The organism is Leifsonia sp. TF02-11 (assembly GCF_017565305.1).
Classification (GTDB): Bacteria; Actinomycetota; Actinomycetes; order Actinomycetales; family Microbacteriaceae; genus Leifsonia.
In genome coordinates this window covers 1-26351 of record NZ_JAGEKP010000005.1, presented here as the reverse complement: position 1 = coordinate 26351, position 26351 = coordinate 1, and the positions used below count along the sequence as shown (strand labels likewise).

Sequence of the window (26351 nt, the reverse complement as noted above, 5' to 3'; positions counted from 1 at the left end):
GCACGGCGGGAGCCGAGGCCGCGCGGCTACACTGGTCCGGTGACCTCCACGCACGACCCGAACACCCCCGCCGCAGAGCGTCCCGTCGCCCTGCGGGCCAACGACATCCTGCGCTTCCTGCTCGAGATCTTCGCGATCGTCTCGCTGGGCATCTGGGGATTCATCGCCTGGCCGCTGCCGTGGAACATCGTCGTCGGAATCGGTGCACCCGCGCTGGCCATCCTGCTGTGGGCGCTGTTCCGCTCCCCGAAGGCCGTGCTGCACGTCGACCCGTTCGTGAAGGCGATCGTCGAGCTCGTCGTGATGGGGTCCGCGGCGTTCGCGTGGTGGAGTCTCGGCCAGCCGATCGTCGCGCTCGTCTTCGCCGTGGTGGCCACCGTGAGCGGCGTGATCAACGGTCGGCGCGAGTTCGCATGACCGGCGTCGTCGTCCATGACGCCCGCAAAGTGGATGCGAGCGGACTGGTCGACGAGTTCTGGCTGGTCACCGACGGCGACCGCATCGTCGCGACCGGTTCCGGCACGGGCTGGCACGACGCCGCCCGCGCACCCGGCGCCGAGGTCGTCGACGCCGGGGGCCATTGGCTGACGCCTGGCTTCCTCGACCTGCACTGCCACGGCGGCGGCGGCCATCCGTACGACGACGGTCCCGAGGAGATGCTGGCGGCGCTCGCCACGCATCGCGCGCACGGGACGACGCGCGCACTGGTCTCGCACGTCGCGAACCCGCTCGCCTCGCTGCGCGAGAGCCTCGGCGTCGTCGCCGATCTGGCCGCGGTCGACCCAATGGTGCTCGGGTCGCACCTGGAGGGGCCGTTCCTCGCGCGCGAGCGCCGCGGTGCGCACGACGACGCCTTCCTGCGCGAGCCGGGGCCGGAGATGGTGGAGGAGCTGATCGGCGCGGCGCGCGGCACCCTGCGCACGGCGACGATCGCGCCGGAACTGCCGAACGCGTTGGAGGCCATCGGCGTACTCATCGAGGCCGGCATCGTCGTCGGCATCGGCCACACGGCAGCCGACTACGAGCAGGCCCGGCGGGCGTTCGAGGTCGGCGCGCGCCTGCTGGTGCACGCGTTCAACGCCATGAACGGCATCCATCACCGCGCTCCCGGGCCGGTGATGGCCGCGATCGAGAACCCTGAGGTCACGCTCGAGCTCATCCTCGACGGCCTGCACGTGCACCCATCGGTCGCCGGGCTGCTCTTCCGGGAGGCCCCCGGGCGGGTCGCGCTGGTCACCGACGCGATGGCCGCCGCGGGCGCTTCCGACGGCGACTACCGGCTGGGCGGGCTGAACGTCAGCGTGCGCGACGGGCTTGCGGTGCTCTCCGGTACGTCGACCATCGCCGGCTCGACCCTCACGCAGGACGCGGCGCTTCGCAACGCCGTCACCCTCGTCGGGCTCGACCCGGTGACCGCGGTCACGGCGCTCACGCACACGCCTGCGAAGGCGATCGGCGAGGGCCACCGGTTCGGTCGCCTCCACACCGGCTATGCGGCCGACGCGGTGCTGCTCGACCACGAGTGGCGCGTCCGCCGCGTGCTCGCCGACGGCCGCCTTCTCTAGCGGACGCCGGTGGCTAACGGAGGAGATCCGGCGCCGGGACCCCCGAAATGCAGCGAACGGAGGAGATCAGCGGCCTTGTGGGCCGAATCTCCTCCGTTCGCGACGCGCGGGAGCGCGGGCTACAGCTTCTGCCAGGCCGGCTTGTGGGCGTAGGCGTACCGGTAGTAGTCGAGGTTCGCCAACCGGGAGGCGGCCGCCTCGTCGACCAGCACCGTGACGTGCGGGTGCAGCTGGATGGCCGAGCCCGGGTTGGAAGCCGACACCGGGCCCTCGACGGCACCGGCGAGCGCCTCCGCCTTGCCCTCGCCGAACGCCAGCAGCAGAAGGTGACGTGCGCGCAGGATGGTCGAGAGGCCCTGGGTGATGCAGTGCATGGGCACGTCGTCTTCGCTGTCGAAGAAGCGCGCATTGTCCTTGCGGGTCTGCTCGGTGAGCGTCTTCACCCGCGTCACCGACGCGAACGACGAGCCTGGCTCGTTGAAGCCGATGTGGCCGTCGGTGCCGATACCGAGGATCTGCACGTCGACGCCGCCGGACTCGGCGATCGCCTTCTCGTAGTCCGCGCCGGCGTGCTCGATGGTCTCCCGCGCACCGTTCGGGGTGTGGATCAGGGACGGCGTCAGCCCGAGCGGCTCGACGACCTCCCGGGTGATCACGGCGCGGTACGACTCCGGGTGCCCGGCCGGCAGACCGACGTACTCGTCGAGTGCGTAGCCGCGGACGTGCGACACGTCGAGGCCGCTCTCGGAGACCCGCCGGGCCAGCGCCCGGTACACCGGGAGCGGGGTGGAGCCGGTCGCCAGCCCGAGCACAGCGTCGGGCTTGGCGGCGATCAGCCGCTCGATCGACTCCGCCGCGAGCTCGCCCGCCGCGTCCTTGTCTGCGACGACGACGACTTCAGCCATCTGTTCCTCCTACGAGCGCCGCTCCGAGCGCGGCGACTGGCGTTCCTTCGGGGACGAGGCGCACTCGCCGGGACAGCGCGAGAGACGCGAGGAACGGGGATGTCCGGGCCCACCCGTCGAGCACCTCGTGGACATCGCTCAGCAGCCGGTCCCCGAGATGACGGAGGCCGCCACCGATCACCACGGTGTCGACGTCGACCGTCAGCACGAGCACCCGCACCGCTGCGGCGATACCCTCGGCAAGCCTAGCGGCGATCGCGCGCGCCTCGCGGTCGCCGTCGGCCGCCGCGGCGAAGAGGGCGCGGGCGGGCAGCGGGTCGTCCGTGCGCCACTGCCGGGCGATGCCGGATCCGCTCGCCACCGTCTCCAGGCAGCCGCGCTGACCGCAGCGGCAGAGCGCTCCTGCCGGGTCGACGGGCAGGTGGCCGATCTCGCCGGCCACGCCCGTGGCTCCCCGCCAGAGCCGGCCGTCGACGACGATGCCGGCCGCCATCCCGGTCCCGAGGTTGAGGTAGGCCATCGACCCATCCAGCCCGAGCAGGTGGAACGCTCCGAGGGCCGCCGCCTTCACGTCGTTCTCGACCCGAACTCCGACGCCGAGCCTCCCGGCGAGCTCACCGCCCAGGGCGAGGCTCTCCACGCCGAGGTTGACCGCGTGGGCGACCTGACCCGAGACGCTGTCGACCATGCCGGGGATGCCGATGCCGATAGAGGAGAAGCCGCCGGCCGGGAGTCCGGTCAGCTCTCCGATGCGGGCGACGGCGGTCACCGCCGTCTCCACGACGGCCGCGTGCCCGAATCCGGTCGCGAGGCGGACGCGTTGGGCGAGCACTCCCCCGTCGTCGACGGCGACCGCGTCGGTCTTCGTGCCGCCGATGTCGATGCCGAGTCTCACGGGTTGTCCCCCGTACCGCCCGTGTCGTCGCGGTCGAGGAGCTCGATGAGCGCGCGGCCGATCAGCCGCGAGGCGCCGAACGTCGCGATGTCGGCGTAGGCGCGGTCGTCGCTCGGCCAGCCCATGTCGACGACGAGCACATCGTCGCGGTGCGCGCGCAGCCGGTCGATCGCCTCTCGCGCGAAGGCGTGCCGGTGATTGTCCTTGCCGACGACCAGCACGGGCGAGGCGGCGGCGAGCACGAGGTCGGGATCGTCTCCCTCGGTGAACACCACCAGGGGGTTGGTGGCGAAACGCGAGCGCGTTCGGTCGGTCGCCGTCTCCACCGCAACCTCGGCGAACGGCCCCCAGGGGGCCTGGCCGATGGCGATGTTCGCGACGGTGTCGACGCGCACGACCGAGTAGCGGCCGTGGTGGTCGCGCAGCCAGGACGCTGCGTAGCCGGAGACGTCGAAGGCCTCGAGCACGCGCTCCACGTCCGCGTCGTCGATGTCGGCCGCACGGCCGCGGTCGTCGGCGGTCGACCGGGCGGCCGTGTGTGCCGCCGCGTCGGCGCGCACACCGTCGGCCAGTGCGCGGACGCGGCCGGCCGCCTCCTCGACGCGGTCCTCGCCGAGCCGTCCTGCGGCGATCGCGACTGCAATCGCGTCTTCGATCGCGGCGAGCTGGGCGTCGGTGTTCTCCGTCCCGATGCAGAGGAGGTCGCAGCCCGCGGCGAGCGCGAGGACGGCGGCCTCCGGGATGCCCCGGTCTCCGCTCGCTCCGTGCATGTCGAGCGCGTCGGTGACGACCACGCCCGTGAAGCCGAGTTCGCCGCGCAGCAGGTCCTCCACGACGGCCCGGCTGAAGGTGGCGGGCAGGTCGGGGTCGATGCGCGGTAGCAGGATGTGCGACGTCATGACCGTGCGGGCGCCCGCCGCCACGACTGCGCGGAACGGCAGCAGCTCGCGCTCCCGCAGCTGCTCGACGGTCAGATCGACCTCCGGAAGCTCGAGGTGGGAATCCTGGGCGGTGTCGCCGTGACCGGGGAAGTGCTTGGCACACACCGCGACGCCCGCGGACTGCAGCCCGCGCGTCCACGCCGCGCCCTGCTCGGCGACCACCTCGGGTGTCGATCCGAAGCTGCGCACGCCGATGACCGGGTTGTCGGCGTTGGAATTGATGTCGACGTCCGGGGCGAGGTCGAGGTTCACCCCGACCGCGTGGAGTTCCTCGCCGACGCGACGCGCCACCGCCTCGGTGTAGTCGGTGTCGCCGAGACGCCCGAGCACGGCGTTGCCGGGAAACGGTGAACCACTGTCGTAGTAGAGGCGGGTGACGTCGCCGCCCTCCTCGTCGATCGCGATGACGGCGTCCGGGTTGGCTGCGTAGATCGCATCGGTCAGCGCGCGCAGCTGCGCGGCCGACTCGACGTTCTGACCGAAGAGGCACACCCCGCCGAGACCGTTCCGCAGCCGTTCCTCGAGCCACGCCGGCACGGTGGTGCCGACGAAGCCGGGGAGCAGCGTCGCCGCGATGCGGCGACGCAGTGCGGTGTCAGTCGGGCCGGGCGCCTCGGCCGTATCGGACCGGGTGACCGACATCCCGCTCACCCCTTGACCGCCCCGCTGACCAGGCCGCTGGTCATGCGTCCCTGGACGATGAGGAAGAAGATGATGACGGGCACGGCCACCAGCGTGGAGGCCGCCATCACCTGTCCCCAGTCCGTCGCCCGCGACGCGGACTGCTGGATGAATCCACGCAGCCAGAGCGGAAGCGTCTGGCTGCTGTTGTCCTGCAGGATGACGAGGGCCACGGTGAACTCGTTCCAGGCCTGCAGGAACGCGTACACGCCGGAGGCGACGAGGCCGGGGGCCAGCAGCGGGAAGGTGATGCGCAGGAAGGCCTGAGTGCGGCTCAGCCCGTCCACCATCGCGGCCTCTTCGAGGTCGGCGGGGATGCCTGCGACGAAGCCGCGCAGCATCCAGATCGTGAAGGGCACGACGGCGGCGATGTAAATGATGCTGACACCGATCACGGTGTTGAGGAGGCCGAGCGAGCCCATCAGCTTGTACTGCGCGATGAAGAGGCCCTCGGCGGGGAGCATCTGGATGAGCAGCACGGCGAGCACGAACGACGTGCGGCCGCGGAACTTGAACCGGCTGATCGCGAGCGCGGCCAGGAAGGCGAACGCCAGGCAGAACACGACGGTGACGAGGGCGATGACCAGGCTCATCCCGAGCGCGGGGAAGAACGTCCCGCCCTGCATGACGGCGACGAAGTTGTCGAACGAGCCACCGAACGGCAGCCAGGTGGGCGTCGAGCTCTGCAGCACGACGTTCGGCAGCAGCGAGGAGTTCAGCATCCAGTAGACCGGGAAGACCCAGATCAACCCGAGCACCACGGCGAGGACGCCGAGGAGGATGCGGCCGGGGCGGACCTTCTGCTTGAGCTTGCGGTCGGCGGCGACCTGGCGGTCGGCGGTGACGGTGGTCACGACTGGTCCTCCTTGAGCAGGTGGCGGACGTAGAACCAGCTGAGCGCGATGGTCAGGACGAGCACGAACACCGAGACGGCGCTGGCCATCGCGAAGTCGCTCGATCCGACGCCGAGCTGGTAGATGTAGGTGCCGAGCAGGTTGGTCTCGCTGGCGATGGAGCCCTTGTCCTGCAGCAGCTTGATCTGGGTGAACACCCGGAGATCCCAGATGACCTGGAGCAACAGCACGATCCCGAGCACCGGGCGGATCATCGGCAGGATGATGTAGCGCAGCCGCTGGTAGCCCTTCGCGCCGTCCATCTGCGCAGCCTCCAGCACCTCGGACGAGACCTGCGTGAGACCGGCGTAGACCGAGAACGCCACGAACGGGACGCTCATCCAGGTCACGATGACGCCGGCCACGAAGAAGAACGAGAGCGGGTTCTGCAGCCAGTTGTGGTTGTGGAAGTCCAGTCCCCAGGAGGTCAGGACGTTGTTGATGACGCCGCGCCGCCAGTCGAACAGCCAGTTCCAGACGGTCATGGCTGCGACCACCGGCATCGCCCAGGCGAGCAGCAGCGTGATCTGCAGGAAGATGCGGGGGAAGCGCGAGATGCCGGTCATCAGGAGCGCGAGGCCGACGCCGATCACCACGGTCACAGCGGCGGTGGTCAGGCAGAAGACGAGCGAGCGCCCGACGACGACCCACATGTACGGGTCGGAGAAGAGCGTGATGTAGTTGTCGAACCAGACGAACGGCGCCGGCTTGCCGAACTGCTGGGCGAGCCCGAAGTGCTGCATCGACGTGATGAGCTGCCAGACGATCGGATAGCCGAGCGCGAGCAGCAGGATGAGGATGGCCGGCAGCAGCAGGGTGTACGGCGTGAGGCGGCCCTTGCGCCTGCGCGGCGCGATGGGCTTCTGTGCGCTCGCGGTCGGCGAGGCGGTCACGGTCTCGCTGGTGGTGGTCACGGCGGTCCTCCTTCCTGGTGAGATGGAAAAGCGGTGCGGGTGTTGGGGAAAGTCTGGAGGCAGGAGCGAGGGCGCGGAAGGGGTGGTGCTGCTTCCGCGCCCTCGCCACTGCGCTGCTAGGTGTCGCTAGGTGGAGCCGATCAGCCGTTCTTCACGTTGAGAAGAGCGTTGATCTTGGTGTCGTACTGCTGGGCGAGGCCCTTCAGGTCGGACGCGTCGCGGATCTTGGAGAAGAACTCCTCCATCACGTTCGCCGCCTCGACACCGGCCCAGCCCGGAGCGGCCGGGGTCAGCTTCGAGTTGGAGGCCGACTCGATGAGCGCCTTCGCGAACTGGTCGTCGCCGAGCGAGGACACGTAGTCCGAGTTCGCCGGGCCGAGGCCGTTCTTGCCGAGCAGCTCCTGGTACTCCTTGCTGAAGATGATCTTCAGCAGCGTCTTGGACAGGCCCGGGTTCTTGGACTTGGCCGAGATGCCGATGTTGGAGCCGCCGGCGAAGACCGGTGCGGGCTTGCCGTCGTTGCCCGGCAGCACGTAGGTGCCGAAGGTGTTGTCGTTCCAGGTGCGGACCGCCTTGCCGTCCTTGGTGGACAGGTCGCCGATCGACCAGTGCGCCCAACCCGGAGCCATGATGGTGGCGGCGGCGAGCGAGGTGTCACCCGTCTTGTTGCCGTTGGCGTCCACCGTCTGGTCGGTGTCGTTCAGGTAGATGTACTGGTTCGAGTCCTTGGCGTCGTTCGGGGCCTTGGACGCGTTCTTGTAGATGTCCTGCAGCTGCTGGAGACCCTTCAGAGACTCCGCCGAGTCGAGCGTGGCGACCCACTTGGAGCCTTCCTTCTTGGCGATGTCACCGCCGTTCGCGAAGATCCACGAGATGCCGTCGCGCCAGTCCTGCCCGCCGAGGAAGAAACCGCTGAAGTTCGGGATGTTCCGCGGGTTCTTCGACGTGATGTCGGCGACGGTCGAGTTGAACTGGTCGAGCGTGGTCGGGACCGAGGCGCCGGCCTCGTTGTAGATGTCCTTGCGGTAGAACATGTAGCGCGAGCCGAAGTAGTACGGCAGCGTGTAGTTCTTGCCGTCCACCTTGCCCGCGTCGACGAAGGACTGCAGCAGCTTGTCGCCGCCCAGGTCCTTGTACATGTCGGAGATGTCGAGGAAGGCGCCCACGTTCGTGAACGTCGGGGACTGGGTGTTGCCCATCTCCGTCACGTCGGGGGTGTTGTTCGCGTCGGGGAGCGACGTCGTCAGCTTGGTGACGATGTCTCCCCAGTCCTGCTGCTCGATCTTCAGCGTGGCGCCGGTCTCCTTGTTGAACTCCGTCTTCAGGTAGTTGCGGAGCGCGTCAGGGGTGTCTGATCCGACGAGCCACAGGGTGACCGTCTTTCCCTTGCCATCGGTGCTCGGAGCCTGGCCTCCGCCTGAGGCGCATCCGGCGAGCACGAGAGCGGAAGCCGTAGCCACAGCGGCGAGGCCGACGAGCTTTCTCTTCATTGCTGTTCCCTTCATAGTGTTCGGGCTTTTCTTGGGTGGTCAGTGTGGGCGAGTGCGTCACACCGTCGGTGCAGGGGTCGTGGATCGGTGCTGTGTCACGAGACCCCGAGTTGTCCGGAGAGGACGAGTACGGCCGCGCCGCGCAGGACGATGTCCTGCCCCTGCGTGGTCATCCGGACCGCGAGGTCGGCGTGGTTCTCTGCCATCGTCCGGCTCCGGAGCGTGTGGATGGTCGCCTCGGAGAGGGGGCCATCGAGGAGGTCCGTCGGCCCGCTGAGCACGAGTTCCGACAGGTTGAGGGCGCCCACGACCGGGGCGAGCGCGATGCCGAGCCTGCTGCCGGCTTCGCGGAGGAGGGGCGTCGCGTCGGCGCCGGCGTCCTCCGCTTCGCGGATGCCGCGCCGGAGCTGCGGGACGCTGAGCCAGTGCTCGAGCACCTGGTCGCGGCTGTACGTGGCGTCGAGCCCGAGGTCGGTGCCGACCATGACCTGGCCGATCTCCCCCGCGGCGAAGTGGCTGCCGTAGACCAGGGCGCCGGCGATGATGAGTCCGGCTCCGATGCCGTGGCCGACGCGGATCAGCATCATGTCGCCGGTGGCTCCCCCGTAGCTGTGCTCGGCGAGCACGGCGGCGTTGGCGTCGTTGGCGACGACGACCGGCAGCCCGGTGAGGACCTGCAGGTCGTGCTGGAGGGGCACGCCGGTCCAGCCGAGGTTCGGGGCGGTGAGGATGGTGCCGGTCAGGTCGACGACACCCGGGGAGCCGACGCCGATGCCGAGGATCGGCGCCGTCGCGCTGTCCACGAGGTGGCGGACCAGCTCGACGACCTTCGCGAGGGCCTCCTCGCCCGTCGCCGCGCGGCCGTCGCCGTCTTCGAGCGGAACCTCGGCGGAGTGCAGCAGCTCGCCGTCGAGGTCCATCACGGCGCCGCGGAAGCGATCGTGGTCGCTGAGGTCGACACCGACGATCTGGTGGGCGGAGCGGTTGATGTCGAGAAGCACCGCCGGCTTGCCGGGGCGGGCGGCCTCGCGCTGGCCGAGCTCGATGACCAGGCCTTCGTTCAGGAGTTCCGCGACCAGATCGGATACGGTGACCCGCGTGAGGCCGGTCTCGCGGGCGATGTCGGCACGGCTGAGCCGGCCGGCGCGGTAGAGCGTCTGGAGGACGAGCGAGCGGTTGTGGCTCCGCGCGTGCTCCGGGAGGACCTTGGCGCGCGGCCGGAGTGCCCGGCCGGGGCCGAGCCCGCCGTTGCCTCCCCGCACATCCATCGTGGTCATGTTTGTTAGTAAAGCTTACGAACAAAAGAAACGCAAGCACCGAAACGAAGTCGTTACACTCCTGCACGTGACCGCCGCATCCCTCGCCACCGCCCGCACACCCTTCGCCCTCACCGGCTCCCGCGCCCTCGTGACCGCGGCCAGTCGCGGGCTCGGCCGCGAGATCGCCCTCGAACTCGCGGGGCAGGGCGCCGATGTCGTGCTCGGCGTGCGCGACCCCGACGGCTCCTCCGAGCTCGTCGCCGAGCTGACCGCACTCGGCGCCTCGGCGCGGGCGGTGCGCCTGGACGTGCTCGACCTCGCCGCGTGTCGCACCGCGATCGACGAGGTCACCGCCCACCTCGGGCCGATCGACATCCTGGTGAACAACGCGGGCGGCGGCATCGACGCTCCGGCGCTCGAGGTCACCGAGGACGACTTCGACCACGTCTGGCGCCTGAACACCCGCTCGGCGTTCTTCCTCTCGCAGCACGTCGCGAAGAGCATGCGCGACAACGGAGGCGGAGCGATCGTGAACATCGCCTCGCAGGCCGGGCTCGTCGCCCTCCCGCTGGAGTCGTCGTACTGCACCGCCAAGGCCGCCGTCGTGCACCTCACCCGCTGCCTGGCCGTGGAGTGGGGCGGCTACGGCATCCGGGTGAACGCCGTCGCGCCTACCTTCATCGCCACGGACGGCACCTCCGAGGCGCTCTCGGACGACGACTTCCGCGCCGACACCATCGAGCGGATCGCCGCCCTCCACCGCATCGGCGTGCCCGCCGAGGTCTCCGGGGCCGTCGCCTTCCTAGCCTCCCCCGCTGCATCCCTGATCACCGGCCAAACCCTAGCCATCGACGGAGGCTGGACCGCCCGCTGAGCCGACATTCGTGACGAATGCCGCGATTCGTGGCACGAAAGTCGACATTCGTGACGAATGTCGACGCCCACCCGCGCAGTCCGGCCGTCACTCCGGGGAACCGGCTGGTGTCCGGAGCCGCGCCACCTTCTCGAGCGCGAACTCCATCGCGAGCTGCGCGGCGACCAGTGCTGCTGTCGCTGCGGCCCCGCCGACCTGCGCGGACGGATCTGTCACATTGCCGGCCGCCCAGACACCCGGCACCCCGGTCCGGCCCTGCGCATCGGTCGGCAGGTACTCGCCGATGCCGGACGGATGCTCCACAGCCGCGAGCCCGAGTCCCTCCAGGAACGGCGCGACGACGCGCGAACGCGGCCCGATGACGACCGTCTCGACGGGGTGCACGTCACCGTTCTCGAGGCGGATGCCCGCGACCCGTCCGTCGCGCAGCTCCACAGCCTCGGCGATGCCCGCCACAACGGGGATGCCGTGCTCGGCCGCTTCCTCGGCGAGACCGGGCTGACCGTTGACGAACAGCGTGACGTCGGGGCTCCACTGGTGGAACAGCAGCGCCTGGTGCATCGCCCGCGGGCTCAGCGCCAACACCGCGATCGCCGTGTCGCGCACCTCCCAGCCGTGGCAGAACGGACAGTGCACGACCTCTGCTCCCCAGCGCTCGCGCAGGCCCGGGAGATCGGGGACGTCGTCGACCAGCCCGGTCGCCACGACGATCCGGCGTGCGGTGAACCGCCGGTCGCCGTCCACCGTCACCGAGAAGCCGGGCCCGTCGGGCCGCGCGTCGGTCACGGTGCCTGCGACGAGGCGGCCGCCGTATCCCTGCACCTCGGCGCGGCCGCGGGCGAGAAGCTCCGCGGGAGGCGTGCCGTCTCGGCCGAAGAGGCCGTGGACCTCGCCGGCCCGCGCATTCCGCGGCGCGCCCGCGTCCACCACGAGCACCGACACGCGGGCACGGGCCAGCATGAGTCCGGCGCTGAGTCCGGCCGCACCGCCGCCGATCACGATCACATCGAAGTCGTCCATGACTCCAGGGTCGATGCCAGGCGCTGCGACTGGCAAGTTCTGTTGCCGGAATGGCAAAATGGCCTCTGTGACGAACGACATTCAGCGCGATCGCAGCCTCGACGCCGTCGGCGATCGCCTCCGCTCCCTCCGGACCAGGCGCGACCTGACCCTCGCCGACCTCGCGGCCGCGACCGGCATCTCGGTCAGCACGCTGTCTCGGCTGGAGTCCGGCACGCGACGGCCGACCCTCGAGCTGCTGCTCCCCCTCGCCCGCGCGCACGGCGTCACGCTCGACGAGCTGGTGGACGCACCGCAGACGGGTGACCCGCGCGTGCACCTGCGACCGGTGCGGCACGGCGACCGCACCGTGATCCCGCTGACCCGCCGACCCGGCGGCATCCACGCGTTCAAGACCGTCATCCCCGGCGGCACCCCCGCCCCCGGAGTCCCCGACCCGAAGACCCACGAGGGCTACGAGTGGCTCTACGTGCTGAACGGTCGACTCCGCCTCGTCCTGGGCGACCACGACATCGAGCTCGGCCCGGGCGAGGCCGCCGAGTTCGACACCCGGGTGCCGCACTGGTTCGAACGCGCAGGCGCCGACGCCGTCGAGTTCCTCAGCCTGTTCGGCAAGCAGGGCGAACGCGTCCATCTGCGCGCCCGCCCCTCCCGCCCCGGCGACGGTGACCAGACGGGTTAGGAGCTCAGCGCTCCGCGATCGCCGGCGGGTTCCATCTGCCGTCCAGCGCCTCCGGCCGGGGTGCGTACAGTCGCATGATGATCCGCAGCGGCCCAGCGGGCGCCGGCAGCCAGTTCGCCGACTTCTCGGCGCCCGGATCCGTCGGGCCGTAGTAGAGCTCGAGCGAGCCGTCGTCGCCGTAGTGGAGGTCGTCGCGGTCGCCGAGCGCGAAGCGGTTCAGCGGATTGGGCGCCTGGAAGCTATCGTGGTCGTACATGGTCACCGACCAGAACGCATCGACCGGCGGCAGCTGGTCGCGTTCGAAGCGCTGCACGTAGTCGCGCTCCCCCACGATCGGGCGGCCCGCCGCGTCGCCGACGGCGATGGGATAGATGGCGTCCTCCGGCTGGTTCGCGCCCAGACCGACGACCGACACGGCGGCGCGCTTCAGATAGAAGACGCCGTAGACGCCCATGGTGTCGGTGTTCATCGCCCAGCCGTTCGCGATGCGGGCCATCGTGGTGATCGCCCGGTCGTGCCGCCGGCGCGCCTCCTCTGCACCACGCTCGAGGGCGGCGCGCTGGTCGTCGTCGAACGCGTCCGCGTCGAACTCCGCGCCGCGGACGATCCCCAGCGCCCCCAAGCGGGCCAGGGCGCTGAAGTCTGTCACCTGCGGACGATGCTCGGCGAGCAGGCGCGCGGCGTAGGCGAAGTAGTCCACGGCCGGGAGCCCGTTGACGATGGCGAGCGGCTCCGCGCTGAGGTCGAGGCCCTCCGGCGCGACCGAGGCCGGCAGCGCGGTCGAGGGCGCCTCGCCGTCCAGCGTGGTGAGCCGGAGACCGTCCTGGAACTCTCTGACGGCGGCGTAGTCGGCCGGCCCGTTGGTCTGCACGCGGCCGATCAGCCAGATGTGGGAGGTCGGCGCGTCGATCCTCGTCGCACCGTCCGGCACCTCCCCCGCCCACCCGGGCGGCGCGATCAGGAAGCGCGCTGCCGCGGTCCCTGTGGTGCGCTTGCCCGGCACGGCGAACGCGTTCGTCCACATGTCGAGCAACGGGAGCAGGTAGTAGCGGCCCCCGCTGTCCGGGACGTCCAGCACGAGCGGCCCACCCGAGAGGTCGAGCCAAGCGGAGGAGTACAGGGTGTCGAAGTTCGGCGCGACGACGGCCCGGAAATCGGCGTCGGGAAAGGCCCGGGCGTGGGCGAGCGTGTTCGTCGGCCCGCGGCCGATGACGGTGGACTCGCCCGGCTGGGTGAAGACGGTGCGCGTGACATCCATCGTCACCAGCGGGTAGAAGTACGTGTAGGCCTCGGCCGCGCGCGCGGCGACCTCGTCCGGGCTCAGTGCGATCACAGCATCCCCCTCGACTCGTCCGATGCGCGACCCGCATCTGCGCCGCAGCATAGGGGCGGCTCCGCCGGTTTGGCCAGGCCCGACGGTAGGCCTTAACGACTCGTGCCGAATGCCGACCCGGATGCACCGGAGTCGACATTCGGCACGAATGTCTGCGGGAGCGACCTAGGCCACGCGCGCCTTGAGGTTCTCGCTGATCGCGTCGAGGAACTCCTCGGTGGTAAGGAACTTCTGCTCAGGGCCGACCAGGAGGGCGAGGTCCTTGGTCATCTTGCCCTCCTCGACCGTCTTCACCACGACATCCTCGAGGGTGTGGGTGAAGTCGATGAGGTCCTGGTTGCCGTCGAGCTTGCCGCGGTGCGCGAGGCCGCGCGTCCAGGCGAAGATCGAGGCGATCGGGTTGGTGGAGGTCGGCTTGCCCTGCTGGTACTGGCGGTAGTGGCGCGTCACGGTGCCGTGCGCGGCCTCCGCCTCGACGACCGAGCCGTCCGGAGTGGTCAGCACGGAGGTCATCAGGCCGAGCGAGCCGAAGCCCTGCGCGACGGTGTCGGACTGCACGTCGCCGTCGTAGTTCTTGCAGGCCCAGACGTAGCCGCCCTCCCACTTGAGGCTGGAGGCGACCATGTCGTCGATCAGGCGGTGCTCGTAGGTGAGGCCGGCCGCGTCGAACTTCTCCTTGTACTCGGTGTCGAAGACCTCCTGGAAGAGGTCCTTGAACCGGCCGTCGTAGGCCTTGAGGATCGTGTTCTTGGTCGACAGGTAGACCGGGTACTGACGGTCGAGGCCGTAGTTGAACGACGCGCGGGCGAAATCGCGGATGGACTCGTCCTGGTTGTACATGCCCATCGCGACACCGGCACCGGGCGCCTGGTAGATCTCGAAGGACTGCGCCTCGCCGCCGTCGGCGGGCTGGAAGCTCATCGTGAGCGTGCCGGGGCCGTCGAAGGTGAAGTCGGTGGCGCGGTACTGGTCGCCGAAGGCGTGACGGCCGATGACGATCGGCTTGTTCCAGCCGGGGACCAGCCGCGGGATGTTGGAGATGATGATGGGCTCGCGGAACACGACGCCGCCGAGGATGTTGCGGATGGTGCCGTTCGGGCTCTTCCACATCTTCTTGAGGCCGAACTCCTCGACACGGGCCTCGTCCGGGGTGATGGTCGCGCACTTGACGCCCACGCCGTGCTTCTGGATGGCGTGCGCCGCGTCGATCGTGATCTGGTCGTCGGTCTCGTCGCGCTTCTGGATGCCGAGGTCGTAGTACTCGAGGTTCACATCGAGGTACGGGTGGATGAGCGAGTCCTTGATCGCCTTCCAGATGATCCGCGTCATCTCGTCGCCGTCGAGCTCGACGACCGTTCCATCAACCTTGATCTTGTCCACTGGTTCTCCTGGGGTCTGTGCCGTGTTTCAGCCGCAGACAGCTTACCCGAGGCGGGCAACTATCTTGACATCGAGACACTTTTGCCAGCATTCGGTCAGCGCCGTCGTCGACTATGCGGGCCGCTCCGCGCACGTTACCCTTTCGTTATGGCTGAGTTGAGACTGGAAGAGTTGAGCGCGAAGACCGTCGTGGCGGCGAACGCGCTGTCGCTGAAGCCCGGCCAGGAGCAGTTCATCGCTCCCGTGTCGTACTCGGCCGCGGCCGCCGTCGCCGACCCGACGACCTCATGGCAGCGCGTCGTCCTCGACGGCGACGAGGTCGTCGGATTCATCATGGGCGACTTCAACCCGCACGCCGAGCACGACGAGTTCAAGGCCATCCTCTGGCGGATCAACGTCGACGCCGACGACCAGGGCCGCGGTATCGGCACGTTCGCGGTGCGTGCTCTGGCCGACGAGGCGCGCGAGCGCGGCGTCCAGCGTCTCTACGTCATCTGGGAGTCGGGTGAGCTCGGCCCCGAGCAGTTCTTCCTGCGCACCGGATTCAAGCCCGTCGGCGAGACGCAGTACGGCGAGACGATCGGTGCCCTCGACCTCTGACGGCGCCGCAGGAGCGGGCGACGACTTCGCCTCGCGGGTCCTCGCCGTCGTCGAGAGCATCCCGCCCGGGCGTGTGATGACCTACGGCGACGTCGCGGCGGCCCTCGGGTCGCGGGCGTCGCGCATGGTCGGCCAGGTCATGGCCTACTACGGCGCTGCGGTGCCGTGGTGGCGCGTCGTGCGGGCGAGCGGCCATCCGCCGGTGAACCACGAGCACATCGCCCTGCAGCACTACCGCGCAGAGGGGACGCCACTTCTCGGGGGCGGTGACCGGCCGTACCGCGTCGATCTGACAGCGGCCCGTCACGACGGCGCCTGAGATCCCACTCGCGACATCATCCTCTCGGCCGATGCAGCGCTCAGGTTGATGGTGTTGACTGGGTTGGTCTGTCCAACATCCCGTCCAGGAGCGTCCGTGCCCCGTACCCGTCGACTCGGCCTCGCCATCGCCGCCGTCCCCCTCGTCGCCGCCCTCTCCGGGTGCTCGGTCGTGGCGGCATTCACTCCGCATGTCGAGCCGGCGATCTACGACACGGCGAAGGATCTCACGGCGGCGAACAACACGGCGATCGGCTCGACGGCGTTCGTCCCCGATGACGCGACGGTGATCCGCATCGACTACGACACGCAGACCGGCGAGGCGATCATGACGTACACGTCGCCGACGCTGCTGCGGCCGAACGTCTGCACGGGTACGGCGGCCACGCCCAAGCCGACCATCCAGGACAGCTGGTGGCCCGTCTCCGGTATCCCTGCCCAAGGGTCGACGTGCCCGGGCAAGTGGATCGCGTTCCCGATCGGCCAGCAGGTCTACGCGATCCGGCCCGCCACCAAGTAGAGCGGCTCGGCCGGGCACCGCTCACGATGCGGCCTTGCCACCCTCCGCCGCATGCGCCGGCAGCACCAGCTCCACGATCGTGCCGAGGCCGACGACCGACCGTACGTCGACGTGACCGCCGACCGTCTCCACGCGGTCGCGCAGCCCCTCCAGCCCGCCGCCCGGTTCGACGCGCGCCCCGCCGCGGCCGTCGTCTTTGACGGTCACGGTGACCTGGTCGCCCTCGCGGGTGACCAGCACGGCGCAGTTGCGCGCTTCGGCGTGCTTCGCCGCGTTGGCGAGGCACTCCGAGACGCAGTAGTAGATCGTCTCCTCGACGACGTTGGGCAGCCGTTCGGCGAGCTCCACGTGCACCTCGACGGGGGTGCGGCTGCGCTGGGCGAGCTCCTCCAGTGCCGACCGCAGGTCGCCGTCGGTCAGCACGGTGGGGTGGATACCGCGGGCGAGCTCGCGCAGTTCGCGCAGCGCGTCGGCGAGTTGCGCCGACGCGCTCTCGAGGTCGCCGACGAGCTCGTGCTCGTCGGCCGCAGCGGCCTTCGAGGTCGCGATCCGGAGGCTGATCGCGAGCGACACCAGCTGCTGCTGCGAGCCGTCGTGGAGGTCGCGCTCGAGTCGCCTGCGCGCCAGGTAGCCCTCCTCGACGATTCGCAGCCGCGACTCCCGCAGCTCCTGGATCGTCTGCTCGAGGCGGGCGCGCAACCGGTCGTTGTCGACCGACAGCAGCAGAGCGGACGACACGGCGTCCAGCAGCCTGTCGTCCTGCGCGAGCGCCACATCGTGCTCGATGAGTGCGATCGGCCCCTGGTCGGAGTCGATGGCGAGCGTGGAGCGGCCCGGCCGGTCCGCGTGGTCGCCGTCCGGCACCGCGTCGCCCCGGCTGGTGCGATAGCCGCGCGTGTGCTCGTCCCACCAGAAGACGCGCAGCGAACTGTCGTGCAGTGTGCGGGCGAGGCTCGACTCCCACAGCCCGCGGTCCACCTTGTCACGGGCCACGATCACCAGGTCGGCGACCCGTGACCTCAGGCCGCGCGCGTAGAAGACACCGCCCACGTAGGCAGGCGGGATGAGTGCGATCGCGACGGGCGGGATGAACTGGAGCCAGCCGCTGTCCCAGCCGAGCGCGAAGCTCAGGGAGTCCTGGAATGTCCCGTAGCACCAGAGCAGCAGGGCCAGCGGCATCACGAAGGCGACGCGTCGTGCGGGGAGCGTGCTGGTCACCCAGCGCACGGCGAGCCGGACGGCGACGGTCAGCAGGAGCACGACGCCGACGACCCGCCAGGCGATGCCGAGCCAGTAGTCGGCGTCATGGCTCGGGAACAGCGCGTCCGCGTTCGCCACGCATCCGCACTCGGCCGCGGTCGGCGACGAGAACAGCAGGATGCCGAGGAAGCGCACCACGAAGGCCCCGGCGAGCGTGTAGGCGACGACGCGGTCGAACCGGGAGGCGAACCGGCCCGTCGGATAGGTGAGCACCAGGATGCCCACGAGCACCGCCCACAGATCGGTGACGCCCTCCATCAGCGGCCAGAGCCAGGCGATGTCCCTGGTCACCGGATACCAGGCGCCCGCCGCCCAGAAGAGCGCCGCCCCGACCATCAGCCAACCGGGCACCGGGCTGCGGATCGCCCGCCACGCGATCACCGCGCAGACGACGTAGTCGACGGCGACCGCGACGAACACGATGGCCCAGCCGATCCCCTGCGGCCGCGGGCCGTAGTCGTTCGTCATCGCGCTGACGACCTGCGCGAGCACGTTCGACGCGATCGTCACCGTGACGGCGAACGCCCGCAGCGAGATGCGTGCGGCGTTCACGTCGTCAGCCGTCCCGGCCGAGGAAGCGCAGGACGGCGAGCACCCGCCTGTGGCCTTCGGTGGTGTCCTCGATGTCGAGTTTGTTCATGATGTGCCCGATGTGCGATTCGACGGTGCGCAGGCTGAGGTGCAGCGCGGCGGCGATCCCGGCGTTGGAGAGCCCCTCGGCCATGAGCCGGAGGACGTCGATCTCCCTGCTGGACAGCGACTCGACCGCGGCCTCGGACGACCGTGCGGACACCAGGAGCTGGACGATCTCCGGGTCGACCACGGACCCGCCGCCTGCCACGGTGCGCACGGCGTTCACGAGCGTGTCGCCGTCGGCGACCCGGTCTTTGAGGAGATAGCCCGTTCCGCTGCCGGCGCTCATCGCCCGGATGGCGAACGCGGCGGTGGTGTACATCGAGAGCAGGAGCACGCCCACCGTCGACCCCTCGGCGCGCAACGACTCCAGAGCGCGCAGCCCCTCGTCGGTGTGCGTCGGCGGCATCCGGATGTCGAGCACGACGGCGTCGATGCGGTCGTCGCCCTCGAGCAGATGCAGCAGCTGCTCCGCCGTGTCCACCGACGCGACGACATCCACTCCACCCGCACGCAGGAGCTGCCCGATCCCCTCACGCAGCAGCACGGCGTCATCGGCGATCGCAACCCGGAGCGGGCGGGAATCCGAGTTCTCTCCCCCGACCACGCGCTTACATTAGCAGGCTGCGAATCGCCTCACCGCTCAGTTCCGCTTTGCTGATGAAACCGTCCGCCCCGCTGTCGGTCACCCGGGTGCCGTAGTCGCGCGACGAACGGCTGGAGGTCAGGACGACGGCAGCCCCCGTCGCGCGCATCGCCGCAACCAGATCGAACCCGTTCGCATCGGGAAGCCCGACGTCGAGCAGCACCAGATCGGGCGTGAGGGCACGGCTCAACTCGACGCCACGGGCGCCGGTCTCGGCGTCTCCGACGACGGAGAACCGCTCCAACGTGAGGAGCTCGGCGGCCTGCGCACGGAATCGCGCGTGGTCGTCGACGATCACAACACGGAGGCACATGCTGACGATTCTCGCCGGAAGCGGCGGGAGAGCGCATCCGTGCCAGCACGCACCACCTTTCGGGTGGTCCCCCGGATGTGGGACATGCCCCGACAGCACGAACATATGAGGCAAGCTCAGCACCTGGCGCCGAGCCCGCCATCCCGAAACAGACGACCAACCCGAACCCGAGGAGGATGCGATGCCCACCGCAACCCGAACCGCCGACCCGAACGGAGCAGCCGAACTGGCCTCCGAGGCGGTCGCGGTGGGCGTCCGCGACCTCCCGGTGGTGGTCATCGACCTCGAGCGGGCGCGGCGGCGGTACCGCGCGCTGCGGGACGACTTCCCATGGGTCGACGTGCACTACGACGTGAGCGCGCTCGCCCATCCCGCGCTGCTCTCCGCGATCGCGGAGGTCGACGGCGGCTTCGAGGTGACGCACGACCAGGCGCTGCCCGCGCTGCTGCTCGCGGGCAGCGCCGGCCGCCACGTGCTCCACGCGACCCCGGTCGCGCACCCCCACGAGGCCAGAGCGGCCTACGACGCGGGCGTCCGCCGGTTCGTGGTCGACGACGCACGCGCCCTGGAGGTGTTCGCCGGCGCTCCGGGCGACCTGCGGGTCGTGCTGAAGCTCCAGCCGGCCCTCGCCCCGCGCCCGGCCCACCGCGCCGCCCGGGGGATGTCGCCCGCGGCGATCGTGGCGGCGGCCCGCGCGGCGCGCGGCCTCGGCGTCCGCATCGCCGGCCTCTCCCTCACCCTCCCGCACGACGGCAGTCCGGCCGAGTACGTCAGCGAGATCGTGCGCGCGATGGGAGTCGCCGCCGACGTGGAGGCCGGGACCGCTCAGCGTCTGCGCCTCCTCGATCTCGGCGACGGGTTCCCCGGACGTGCCGACAGCCGGCCCGCCGAGCGCGCAGAACTGGCGCGGGCCATCCGCGGCATCGTGGCGCCCGCCACCTCCGGGATCACCGTGACGGCGTCCGCCGGAAGCGCGGTCACCGCCGGCTGTCTGACCATCGTGTCGGGAGATGTGCGGCGCGACGTGGAGCCCGCGGTGGCCAGCGCATGCATCGACGCCGGCGCGGAGGTCGTCGTCCTCGACGGCCAGGGCACCTCGCTCCTGCGACGCCTGCCCCTGCTGCGCAGCAGGGGCGCCTCCGGCCATCGGGTGCTCCGCCGTCTCGCGGGCACCTGACCCACAGACCTGGCCGGACGGGCCGAAACCCAACCCAACCCAACCCCTTGGCCCGTCCCGACCACGGCGACAGGCCCCGGATCCTCTCCCCGAAGGGAGGGCCCGGGGCCTGTCGGTATCACCTCGCGACTGTGACTACACGAGCGAGTCCCGCCACGCGGCGTGCAACTGCGCGAACCGGCCGGTGCCGGCGATCAACTGGTCCGGCGAGCCGTCTTCGACGACCTTCCCGTGCTCCATGACGAGCACCCGGTCCGCGATCGCGACCGTCGACAGTCGGTGCGCGATGATCACGGCGGTGCGATCGGCGAGCAGGGTCTGCAGAGCCTCCTGCACCAGGCGCTCGCTCGGGATGTCGAGCGAGCTGGTCGCCTCGTCCAGGATGAGCACCGCCGGGTTCGCCAGGAACGCCCTGGCGAACGAGATCAGCTGACGCTGACCGGCGGACACCCGGCCGCCGCGCTTGTTCACGTCGGTGTCGTACCCGTTCGGCAGGCCCGTGATGAACTCGTGGGCGCCGACCGCCTTCGCGGCCTCCACCACCTCGTCCCTCGTCGCCTCCGGCTTGCCGAGCGCGATGTTGTCGGCGACAGACCCGCTGAACAGGTACGCCTCCTGGGTGACCATGACGATCGCACGGCGCAGGTCCTTCGGGTGCATGTCGCGCAGATCCACGCCGTCGAGCGTGACGGAGCCTTCGCTCGGGTCGTAGAAGCGCGAGATCAGCTTGGCCAGCGTCGACTTGCCCGCGCCGGTCGAACCCACCAACGCGATCGTCTGCCCGGCAGGGATGTCCAGACTGAACTCCGGCAGGATGACGCGATCACGCTTGTAGGCGAACGTCACGTCGTCGAAGCGCACGTGGCCTTCGGCTGTCCAGAGGTCGACCGGCTTGACCGGGTCGGGCACGCTCGGCTCCTCCTCCAGCACGCCGGAGATCTTCTCGAGCGCCGCTGCGGCCGACTGGTAGGAGTTGTAGAACATCGCCATCTCCTCCATCGGGTCGAAGAACCGGCGCGTGTAGAGCAACGCCGCCAGCAGCACACCGATGGCGAGCTGGCCGTTCGCGACCCGGAAGCCGCCGACCAGCAGCACGACACCGACGGTCACGTTGCCGATCATCACCAGACCGGGGTCGAAGATCCCGAACAGCTGGATGACCCGCGCGTTGACGTCGCGGTAGTCCTCGACGAGGCCGCCGAACTCCTTCTCGTTGCGCTTCTCCTTGCGGAAGGCCTTGACCGCGCGGATGCCGGTCATCGTCTCCACGAAGTGGACGATGAGCTTCGCCGACGCCACCCGCGAGACGCGGAACAGCGCCTGCGAGCGCTTCTGGAACCAGCGCGTGAGCAGGTATAGCGGCACCAGCGAGCACAGCAGCACCACGCCGCTCAGCCAATCGAGCCAGAACAGCGCGATCGCGATGAACAGCATGTACAGGAAGCCCTGCACCAGCTGGTTGATGCCGGAGTCGAGCAGCTCGCGGATCGAGTCCAGGTCGCTGGTCTGCCGCGAGATGATGCGGCCGGACGTGTACGACTCGTGGAACTCGAGCGAGAGCTTCTGCGTGTGCAGGAAGACCCGCTTGCGGAGGTCGATCAGGATCGCCTGGCTGATGCGCGCGCTGAGCACCGTGTACCACGAGATCAGCACGGCACCGATGATGCCGGTGAACAGGTAGGCGACACCGGCGGCGGCGACCGGGAGCCAGTTCTGCGAGTGCAGAGCCGTGATCCCGTTGTCGATGCCGAACGCGATGATCGCCGGCCCGGCCACCTGGCCGGCCGTGCTGACCACGACGACGATCGCGGTCAGCACCAGCCGCAGGCGCAGCGGGTGCAGCAGCGAGCCGAGAAGGCGCAGCGAGCGGCGGCGGATCTGCCGGCTCTCCGCTTTGCTGAGGTCGTTGCGCTCCTCGCCCTCGACGCCCAGTACTGTCGCGGTGCTCACAGGTTCACCTCCTGAAGGAACTCCTCGTCCTGTTCCTCTTCGAGGGAGGAGAGGACGAAACGGTAGTGCTCGTTGGTGGCGAGCAGGTCGTGGTGCGTGCCGACGGCGGTGATGCGGCCGTCCTCCAGCAGCGCCACCCGGTCGGCGAGCGTCACGGTCGAAGGACGGTGAGCGACGACCAGGGCGGTCGTGGACGCGAGCACCCGGCGCAGGGCGGCCTCCACCAGCGCCTCCGTGTCCACGTCGAGCGCCGACAACGGGTCGTCGAGCACCAGGACGCTCGGCGCCGCCGCCACCGCGCGCGCGAGTGCGAGACGCTGGCGCTGGCCGCCGGACAGGCTGAGCCCCTCCTCGCCGACCTTGGTGTCGAGCCCCTCCGGCAGTTCGTAGACGAACCCGGCCTGGGCGATCTCGAGGGCCTCGGTGAGCACCTGCTCGGCTTCCGGAGACGCGGGGTCGAGGCCGTCGCGGCCCAGGAGCACGTTGTCGCGCACCGAGGCCGAGAACAGCGTCGCGTCCTCGAACGCCATCGCGATGGCCTTGCGGAGGTCGTACCTGGTCAGTTCGCGCACGTCGATGCCGTCGATGCGCACAGAGCCTCCCGTCACGTCGTACAGACGCGTGGTCAGCGCGGTCAGCGTGGACTTGCCGCTTCCGGTGAGCCCGACGAGCGCCATCGTCTCCCCCGGCAGCACCGTGAGGTCGACGCCGTTCAGGAGGTCGGGGAAGCGCTCAGGGGAGTCCTGATAGCGGAAGTGCACATCGTCGAAGACGAGCTCGCCACGCGGATCGGTGATCCGCTTCGGCTCCGCGGGGTCGGTGATCGCGTTGCGCTCGTCCAGCACCTCGAAGAAGCGGTCGGCCGCTGTGCGCGTGTCGAACGTCATCGAGAGCAGGAAGCCGATCGACTCGATCGGGAAGCGCAGCACGGTCGCCGTCGCGAAGAAGGCGACCAGCTCGCCGACCGACAGCTGGCCCTGCGCGGCCAGCCAGACACCGACCACCAGGCAGATGCCGAACGCGACGTCCGGGATGAGCAGCAGCCACAGCCAGAGGCCGGCGACCGCCTTGGCCTTCTCGATCTCGGTGCCGCGCAGCTCCTCCGCCTGCGACTCGAACTTCGCCAGCGCGTGCTTGCCCCGCCCGAAGGCCTTGAGCACGCGGATGCCGTGCACCGACTCCTCGACGGCCGTGGCCAGGTCACCGGCCTGGTCCTGGCTGCGCCGGGCGACGATGGAGTACTTCTTCTCGAACGCGAAGCCGTAGATCCACAACGGCACCGACAGCACGAGGAAGATCAGGCCGAGGATCCAGTTCCAGCCGATCAGGATCGCGAAACCGACGATGATGGTCACGACGTTGACGACGAGCAGCACGATGCCGAACGACAACCAGCGCCGGATCAGGCTCAGGTCGCTCACGGCGCGCGAGAGCAGCTGGCCGCTCGGCCAGCGGTCGTGGAACGCGACAGGGAGGTCCTGCAGCTTCTCGTACAGCGCGTTGCGCATCCGCGCCTCGACGTGGGTGCCCGGAGTGAGCACGAACCAGCGCCGGAGCGAGATGAACACGGCCTCGGCGGCGCCGAGCCCGACCACGAGCAGCGCGGCCGGCCAGACCGCGGATGCGTCTCCGGTGGACAGCGGACCGTCGACCAGGAAGCGGAGCACCTGCGGGATGAGCAGCGCGACCAGGCTCGCCAGCAGAGCGGCGACCATGCCGAGCACGATGCGGGGCGCCGCCGACTTGGCGAACGGGAGGATTCGGAGAAGCGTGCGGAAGGTCCCGAGCCGCTTCTGGTCTTCTCTTTGGGGTGGGTGCTGATGGGTTTCAGCGATGGACATGGGTTCCGTCTTCTCTATCTGCGTTTCGTGGCTTCGATTTCGTGGATGGGTCGACTCCGACCCGGTGAGACGTGCTGAGAGGTCGCCAAAGGAGTCGTTCGCGTGGGCGCGACGAGCCCGGGCCGCGGATGCCCGGGCGGTGGTGCCGGCGACGGTCAGCCGGAAGCGCGTTCCTGCCTGGGACCTACCAGGCGGGGGCCGGCTCCGGGGACGCGCTCGCGGCAGCGACGAGCCCGAACACGGTCACGGTTCGTGTGTTCTCAGTCGTTGTCATGGCGTCCTCCCAAGGCCCGATGCGTCATCCGAATGCTGCGACAAGGCAGCCCTACAGGATATTCCCAGTGTCGCTCAGAGCGCAAGAGCGAGTTCGCGGATCCGCGCCACCAGTCCCCACGCGCGGTGCGCCGCTAGGCTGCAGGGATGGTGTGGCGCTCGCTCCCGTTCTGGTCGGTCATCGGGGCGTTCGCCGTCTTCGTCTCGCTGGTCGTCGGAATCTACGTGAGCGTAGGCGCCGCGTGGAGCGCGGCCCGGTCGTTGACGCACACCACTCTGGAACTCCGGGTGCAGGGCGAAGACTCTCGGACCGTCGAGGTCTACCTGCACCACGCGACGTGCGTCGTGCGGGCGGGCAACCGCGTCGTCGTGCGGAACGATCCGACCTCCCGCGCTCCGGCGCAGATCGTCGCGGACCTCCGCAAGGGAGTCTTCAGCACCAACATCAGCACCGGCGACGGCGGGTCGTTCTTCTCGGTGCAGGCGTTCCATCTCGACGGCGGCAGCGTCCACTTCGACGGGACGACGGGAGACTATGTCGACGTCTTCGACGGCGGAAGGACGAAGAGGGCGCAGCTGGCCGGCAGCATCCCGTGCACGACGGACACGTCCGGCGATTGAGCCCCGCGTCAGCGAATGCGGATCGACAGGCAGGTGACGCAGCCCTCGAGCTTCTCGAACTCCGAGATGTCGACCTGCACGACGGTGTAGCCGAGGTCCTCGACCAGCGCGACCGAGCCGGGGGCAGACGATGACATGAGCACGGTCTCGTCGTCGAGCACGACGACGGCGGTGCCGTGCGCCTCAGGGACGGGCAGGAAGCGCTCGAAGATCCGCGGCTCGTCCACGATGGGCTCGTAGCCGATCACGGTGCCGTCGGGGAGCGCGGTGACCGCGGTCTTCAGGTGCAGGGCCTTCGTGACCGGCACCGCGACGACGGTGTAGCCCAGAGGCGCGACGAGAGCGCGCAGCTGGCGGATCCCCTCGGCGTTCGTGCGGCCTCCGCGGCCGACGTAGACGGTGTCGCCCACCTTGAGCACGTCGCCGCCGTCGAGGGTGCCCGGCTCCTCGATGCGCTCGAGCCGGAGGCCCTGGGCGCGCAGGGCGGCCTCGGTGCCGACGGTCTCCGCGCGGCGGGAGTCGGCGCCGGGACGCGAGATGACGGCGGTGTCGCCGAAGACGATCGCGGTGTCCTCAACGAAGACGGAGTCGGCGAGCGTGTCGGCGCTGGCGACCTCGACGGTCTGCCAGCCGGCGTCGGAGAGAGCTGCGACGTAGTCGTCCCACTGCTTGTCGGCCAGTTCGTTGTCGACGGCCTCCCGCTCGATGTGCGTCACCAGACCGTCGGCCAGGTTGGCGGCGGGGATGCGCACCAGGGCGATCTTGCGGGCAGCGGGTGCCAGCACGCGCCTGTCGAGCGCCAGGTAGACCGCGTAGCCGGCGGTCGGGAACGCGATCGCCGCCACGATCCAGACACCGAGGTTGACGCCGATCAGCGAGAGCCACATCTGCTGCCACGCGGCCGCCGTGAGCGAGGCGCCGTTGGTGGCGTAGAGCACCAGGGTGCCGACGATCGTACTGATGACCGCGACGACGACGCCCGAGATGATCGAGACCCAGCGCCGCTCGAACGCGCCGAGCAGCGCCGCGATCAGGCCGAACACGAACAGCGCCAGCGCGATGTACTCCGTGTACTGCACGGCATTGCCGAGGATCTTCGGTTCCGCTGCCGAGCCGTTCAGCCAGAGGAGCACGCCCGTGATGATCGCGATGACGGCCACAGCGGCGAAGAAGGCGATGGCGGCGACCGCGACGGCGGCGAGGAGCGAGGCGACGAACCGGCGCCCGACAGAGGAATTCATGAGACCCAAGCCTATCCGACCGGTTCCTATGGGAATGCTGGCATCGGCGGGCGCCCGCCGCCGACCGTGGCGGGCGCGGCGGCGGGGCGGGGGGGGGGGGGGGGGGGGGGGGGGCGGCGGGGGGCG

The 26351-nt window shown here is 69.9% G+C and carries 25 protein-coding genes; 9 read left to right on the top strand and 16 right to left on the bottom strand.

Annotated features, from left to right (window positions below; all coding sequences use genetic code 11):
* Nucleotides 1-39 precede the first annotated feature (39 nt).
* Both JNB50_RS08615 and nagA read left to right on the top strand, forming a co-directional pair.
* Nucleotides 40-417, top strand: coding sequence for a YrdB family protein (locus JNB50_RS08615; RefSeq protein ID WP_307794653.1), 378 nt, complete (start codon nucleotides 40-42; stop codon nucleotides 415-417).
* Entirely contained in the window at nucleotides 414-1565 is a 1152-nt protein-coding gene (nagA, locus tag JNB50_RS08610) for an N-acetylglucosamine-6-phosphate deacetylase (protein ID WP_208039723.1), read from the top strand. The genes JNB50_RS08615 and nagA overlap by 4 nt, the downstream gene beginning before the upstream one ends.
* 119 nt (nucleotides 1566-1684) lie before the next feature.
* Here the strand turns inward: nagA and JNB50_RS08605 are convergent, their stop codons facing one another.
* The 7 genes from JNB50_RS08605 to JNB50_RS08575 all read right to left on the bottom strand — a co-directional run bounded on the left by JNB50_RS08605 (nucleotide 1685) and on the right by JNB50_RS08575 (nucleotide 9561).
* Nucleotides 1685-2470, bottom strand: coding sequence for a glucosamine-6-phosphate deaminase (locus JNB50_RS08605; protein WP_208039722.1), 786 nt, complete (start codon nucleotides 2468-2470; stop codon nucleotides 1685-1687).
* Nucleotides 2463-3365, bottom strand: a complete 903-nt coding sequence (locus JNB50_RS08600; protein WP_208039721.1) for an ROK family protein — start codon at nucleotides 3363-3365, stop codon at nucleotides 2463-2465. Before JNB50_RS08600 ends, JNB50_RS08605 begins: the two co-directional genes overlap by 8 nt.
* Nucleotides 3362-4948: a beta-N-acetylhexosaminidase gene (gene nagZ / locus JNB50_RS08595; RefSeq protein WP_208039720.1), complete on the bottom strand. Its 1587-nt coding sequence runs from the start codon at nucleotides 4946-4948 to the stop codon at nucleotides 3362-3364. The genes JNB50_RS08600 and nagZ overlap by 4 nt, the downstream gene beginning before the upstream one ends.
* A gap of 5 nt (nucleotides 4949-4953) precedes the next feature.
* Entirely contained in the window at nucleotides 4954-5841 is an 888-nt protein-coding gene (locus tag JNB50_RS08590) for a carbohydrate ABC transporter permease (RefSeq protein WP_208039719.1), read from the bottom strand.
* Nucleotides 5838-6794: a carbohydrate ABC transporter permease gene (locus JNB50_RS08585; protein ID WP_208039718.1), complete on the bottom strand. Its 957-nt coding sequence runs from the start codon at nucleotides 6792-6794 to the stop codon at nucleotides 5838-5840. Before JNB50_RS08585 ends, JNB50_RS08590 begins: the two co-directional genes overlap by 4 nt.
* 140 nt (nucleotides 6795-6934) lie before the next feature.
* Entirely contained in the window at nucleotides 6935-8284 is a 1350-nt protein-coding gene (locus JNB50_RS08580) for an extracellular solute-binding protein (RefSeq protein ID WP_208039717.1), read from the bottom strand.
* Nucleotides 8285-8379: 95 nt separating this feature from the next.
* Nucleotides 8380-9561, bottom strand: a complete 1182-nt coding sequence (locus JNB50_RS08575) for an ROK family transcriptional regulator (RefSeq protein WP_208039716.1) — start codon at nucleotides 9559-9561, stop codon at nucleotides 8380-8382.
* A gap of 67 nt (nucleotides 9562-9628) precedes the next feature.
* Between JNB50_RS08575 and JNB50_RS08570 the strand changes: the two genes are divergently transcribed.
* Nucleotides 9629-10417: a 3-oxoacyl-ACP reductase family protein gene (locus JNB50_RS08570; RefSeq protein WP_307794651.1), complete on the top strand. Its 789-nt coding sequence runs from the start codon at nucleotides 9629-9631 to the stop codon at nucleotides 10415-10417.
* Between the two features lie 87 nt (nucleotides 10418-10504).
* On the opposite strand, the gene JNB50_RS08565 is transcribed toward JNB50_RS08570, so the two are convergent.
* Nucleotides 10505-11437 carry an NAD(P)/FAD-dependent oxidoreductase gene (locus tag JNB50_RS08565; RefSeq protein WP_208039714.1) on the bottom strand — a complete coding sequence of 311 codons (933 nt, stop codon included), beginning with the start codon at nucleotides 11435-11437 and terminating at the stop codon, nucleotides 10505-10507.
* 58 nt (nucleotides 11438-11495) lie between these two features.
* Here JNB50_RS08565 and JNB50_RS08560 point away from each other — a divergent pair, with 58 nt between their 5' ends.
* Nucleotides 11496-12119, top strand: a complete 624-nt coding sequence (locus JNB50_RS08560; RefSeq protein ID WP_208039713.1) for an XRE family transcriptional regulator — start codon at nucleotides 11496-11498, stop codon at nucleotides 12117-12119.
* A gap of 4 nt (nucleotides 12120-12123) precedes the next feature.
* On the opposite strand, the gene JNB50_RS08555 is transcribed toward JNB50_RS08560, so the two are convergent.
* Both JNB50_RS08555 and JNB50_RS08550 read right to left on the bottom strand, forming a co-directional pair.
* Complete coding sequence (locus JNB50_RS08555; RefSeq protein WP_208039712.1) at nucleotides 12124-13452, bottom strand: DUF1254 domain-containing protein; 1329 nt, start codon at nucleotides 13450-13452, stop codon at nucleotides 12124-12126.
* A 165-nt stretch (nucleotides 13453-13617) separates the two neighbouring features.
* Complete coding sequence (locus JNB50_RS08550) at nucleotides 13618-14832, bottom strand: NADP-dependent isocitrate dehydrogenase (protein ID WP_208039711.1); 1215 nt, start codon at nucleotides 14830-14832, stop codon at nucleotides 13618-13620.
* A gap of 147 nt (nucleotides 14833-14979) precedes the next feature.
* On the opposite strand from JNB50_RS08550, the gene JNB50_RS08545 reads away from it, so the two are divergent.
* The 3 genes from JNB50_RS08545 (at nucleotide 14980) to JNB50_RS08535 (ending at nucleotide 16270) form a co-directional block, all read left to right on the top strand.
* Complete coding sequence (locus JNB50_RS08545) at nucleotides 14980-15432, top strand: GNAT family N-acetyltransferase (protein WP_208039710.1); 453 nt, start codon at nucleotides 14980-14982, stop codon at nucleotides 15430-15432.
* Entirely contained in the window at nucleotides 15416-15751 is a 336-nt protein-coding gene (locus JNB50_RS08540; RefSeq protein ID WP_208039709.1) for an MGMT family protein, read from the top strand. Before JNB50_RS08545 ends, JNB50_RS08540 begins: the two co-directional genes overlap by 17 nt.
* Nucleotides 15752-15847: 96 nt before the next feature.
* Nucleotides 15848-16270, top strand: a complete 423-nt coding sequence (locus JNB50_RS08535) for a hypothetical protein (protein WP_208039708.1) — start codon at nucleotides 15848-15850, stop codon at nucleotides 16268-16270.
* Between the two features lie 21 nt (nucleotides 16271-16291).
* On the opposite strand, the gene JNB50_RS08530 is transcribed toward JNB50_RS08535, so the two are convergent.
* From JNB50_RS08530 to JNB50_RS08520, 3 genes are read right to left on the bottom strand one after another with little or no spacing between them, the layout of a single operon-like run.
* Nucleotides 16292-18082 carry a sensor histidine kinase gene (locus JNB50_RS08530; RefSeq protein ID WP_307794649.1) on the bottom strand — a complete coding sequence of 597 codons (1791 nt, stop codon included), beginning with the start codon at nucleotides 18080-18082 and terminating at the stop codon, nucleotides 16292-16294.
* A gap of 4 nt (nucleotides 18083-18086) precedes the next feature.
* A complete protein-coding gene (locus JNB50_RS25735) occupies nucleotides 18087-18770 on the bottom strand; it encodes a response regulator transcription factor (RefSeq protein ID WP_208039707.1) in 684 nt (227 codons plus the stop codon).
* A 4-nt stretch (nucleotides 18771-18774) separates the two neighbouring features.
* Nucleotides 18775-19107: a response regulator transcription factor gene (locus tag JNB50_RS08520; RefSeq protein ID WP_307794648.1), complete on the bottom strand. Its 333-nt coding sequence runs from the start codon at nucleotides 19105-19107 to the stop codon at nucleotides 18775-18777.
* Nucleotides 19108-19303: 196 nt separating this feature from the next.
* Here JNB50_RS08520 and JNB50_RS08515 point away from each other — a divergent pair, with 196 nt between their 5' ends.
* On the top strand, nucleotides 19304-20299 hold the full coding sequence (locus JNB50_RS08515; RefSeq protein ID WP_208039705.1) for a hypothetical protein: 996 nt from the start codon (nucleotides 19304-19306) through the stop codon (nucleotides 20297-20299).
* Between the two features lie 135 nt (nucleotides 20300-20434).
* On the opposite strand, the gene JNB50_RS08510 is transcribed toward JNB50_RS08515, so the two are convergent.
* A complete protein-coding gene (locus tag JNB50_RS08510) occupies nucleotides 20435-22249 on the bottom strand; it encodes an ABC transporter ATP-binding protein (RefSeq protein WP_208039704.1) in 1815 nt (604 codons plus the stop codon).
* Complete coding sequence (locus tag JNB50_RS08505) at nucleotides 22246-24090, bottom strand: ABC transporter ATP-binding protein (RefSeq protein ID WP_208039703.1); 1845 nt, start codon at nucleotides 24088-24090, stop codon at nucleotides 22246-22248. Before JNB50_RS08505 ends, JNB50_RS08510 begins: the two co-directional genes overlap by 4 nt.
* 420 nt (nucleotides 24091-24510) lie before the next feature.
* Between JNB50_RS08505 and JNB50_RS08500 the strand changes: the two genes are divergently transcribed.
* The gene (locus tag JNB50_RS08500; RefSeq protein WP_208039702.1) at nucleotides 24511-24984 is read left to right on the top strand and encodes a hypothetical protein; all 474 of its coding nucleotides are present in this window, start codon (nucleotides 24511-24513) and stop codon (nucleotides 24982-24984) included.
* Between the two features lie 8 nt (nucleotides 24985-24992).
* Here JNB50_RS08500 and ddaH read toward each other — a convergent pair whose 3' ends face one another.
* The gene (gene ddaH / locus JNB50_RS25460; protein WP_279554049.1) at nucleotides 24993-26225 is read right to left on the bottom strand and encodes a dimethylargininase; all 1233 of its coding nucleotides are present in this window, start codon (nucleotides 26223-26225) and stop codon (nucleotides 24993-24995) included.
* Between the last annotated feature and the right edge of the window lie 126 nt (nucleotides 26226-26351).

What these genes read in the sequence shown, in the direction of transcription:
- JNB50_RS08560 (WP_208039713.1), top strand. Translation starts at nt 11,496, where the DNA reads ATGGCCTCTGTGACGAACGACATTCAGCGCGATCGCAGCCTCGACGCC.
- JNB50_RS08580 (WP_208039717.1), bottom strand. Translation starts at nt 8,284, where the DNA reads ATGAAGAGAAAGCTCGTCGGCCTCGCCGCTGTGGCTACGGCTTCCGCT.
- nagZ (WP_208039720.1), bottom strand. Translation starts at nt 4,948, where the DNA reads ATGTCGGTCACCCGGTCCGATACGGCCGAGGCGCCCGGCCCGACTGAC.
- JNB50_RS08565 (WP_208039714.1), bottom strand. Translation starts at nt 11,437, where the DNA reads ATGGACGACTTCGATGTGATCGTGATCGGCGGCGGTGCGGCCGGACTC.
- nagA (WP_208039723.1), top strand. Translation starts at nt 414, where the DNA reads ATGACCGGCGTCGTCGTCCATGACGCCCGCAAAGTGGATGCGAGCGGA.
- JNB50_RS08515 (WP_208039705.1), top strand. Translation starts at nt 19,304, where the DNA reads ATGCCCACCGCAACCCGAACCGCCGACCCGAACGGAGCAGCCGAACTG.
- JNB50_RS08605 (WP_208039722.1), bottom strand. Translation starts at nt 2,470, where the DNA reads ATGGCTGAAGTCGTCGTCGTCGCAGACAAGGACGCGGCGGGCGAGCTC.
- JNB50_RS08545 (WP_208039710.1), top strand. Translation starts at nt 14,980, where the DNA reads ATGGCTGAGTTGAGACTGGAAGAGTTGAGCGCGAAGACCGTCGTGGCG.
- ddaH (WP_279554049.1), bottom strand. Translation starts at nt 26,225, where the DNA reads ATGAATTCCTCTGTCGGGCGCCGGTTCGTCGCCTCGCTCCTCGCCGCC.
- JNB50_RS08500 (WP_208039702.1), top strand. Translation starts at nt 24,511, where the DNA reads ATGGTGTGGCGCTCGCTCCCGTTCTGGTCGGTCATCGGGGCGTTCGCC.
- JNB50_RS08505 (WP_208039703.1), bottom strand. Translation starts at nt 24,090, where the DNA reads ATGTCCATCGCTGAAACCCATCAGCACCCACCCCAAAGAGAAGACCAG.
- JNB50_RS08575 (WP_208039716.1), bottom strand. Translation starts at nt 9,561, where the DNA reads ATGACCACGATGGATGTGCGGGGAGGCAACGGCGGGCTCGGCCCCGGC.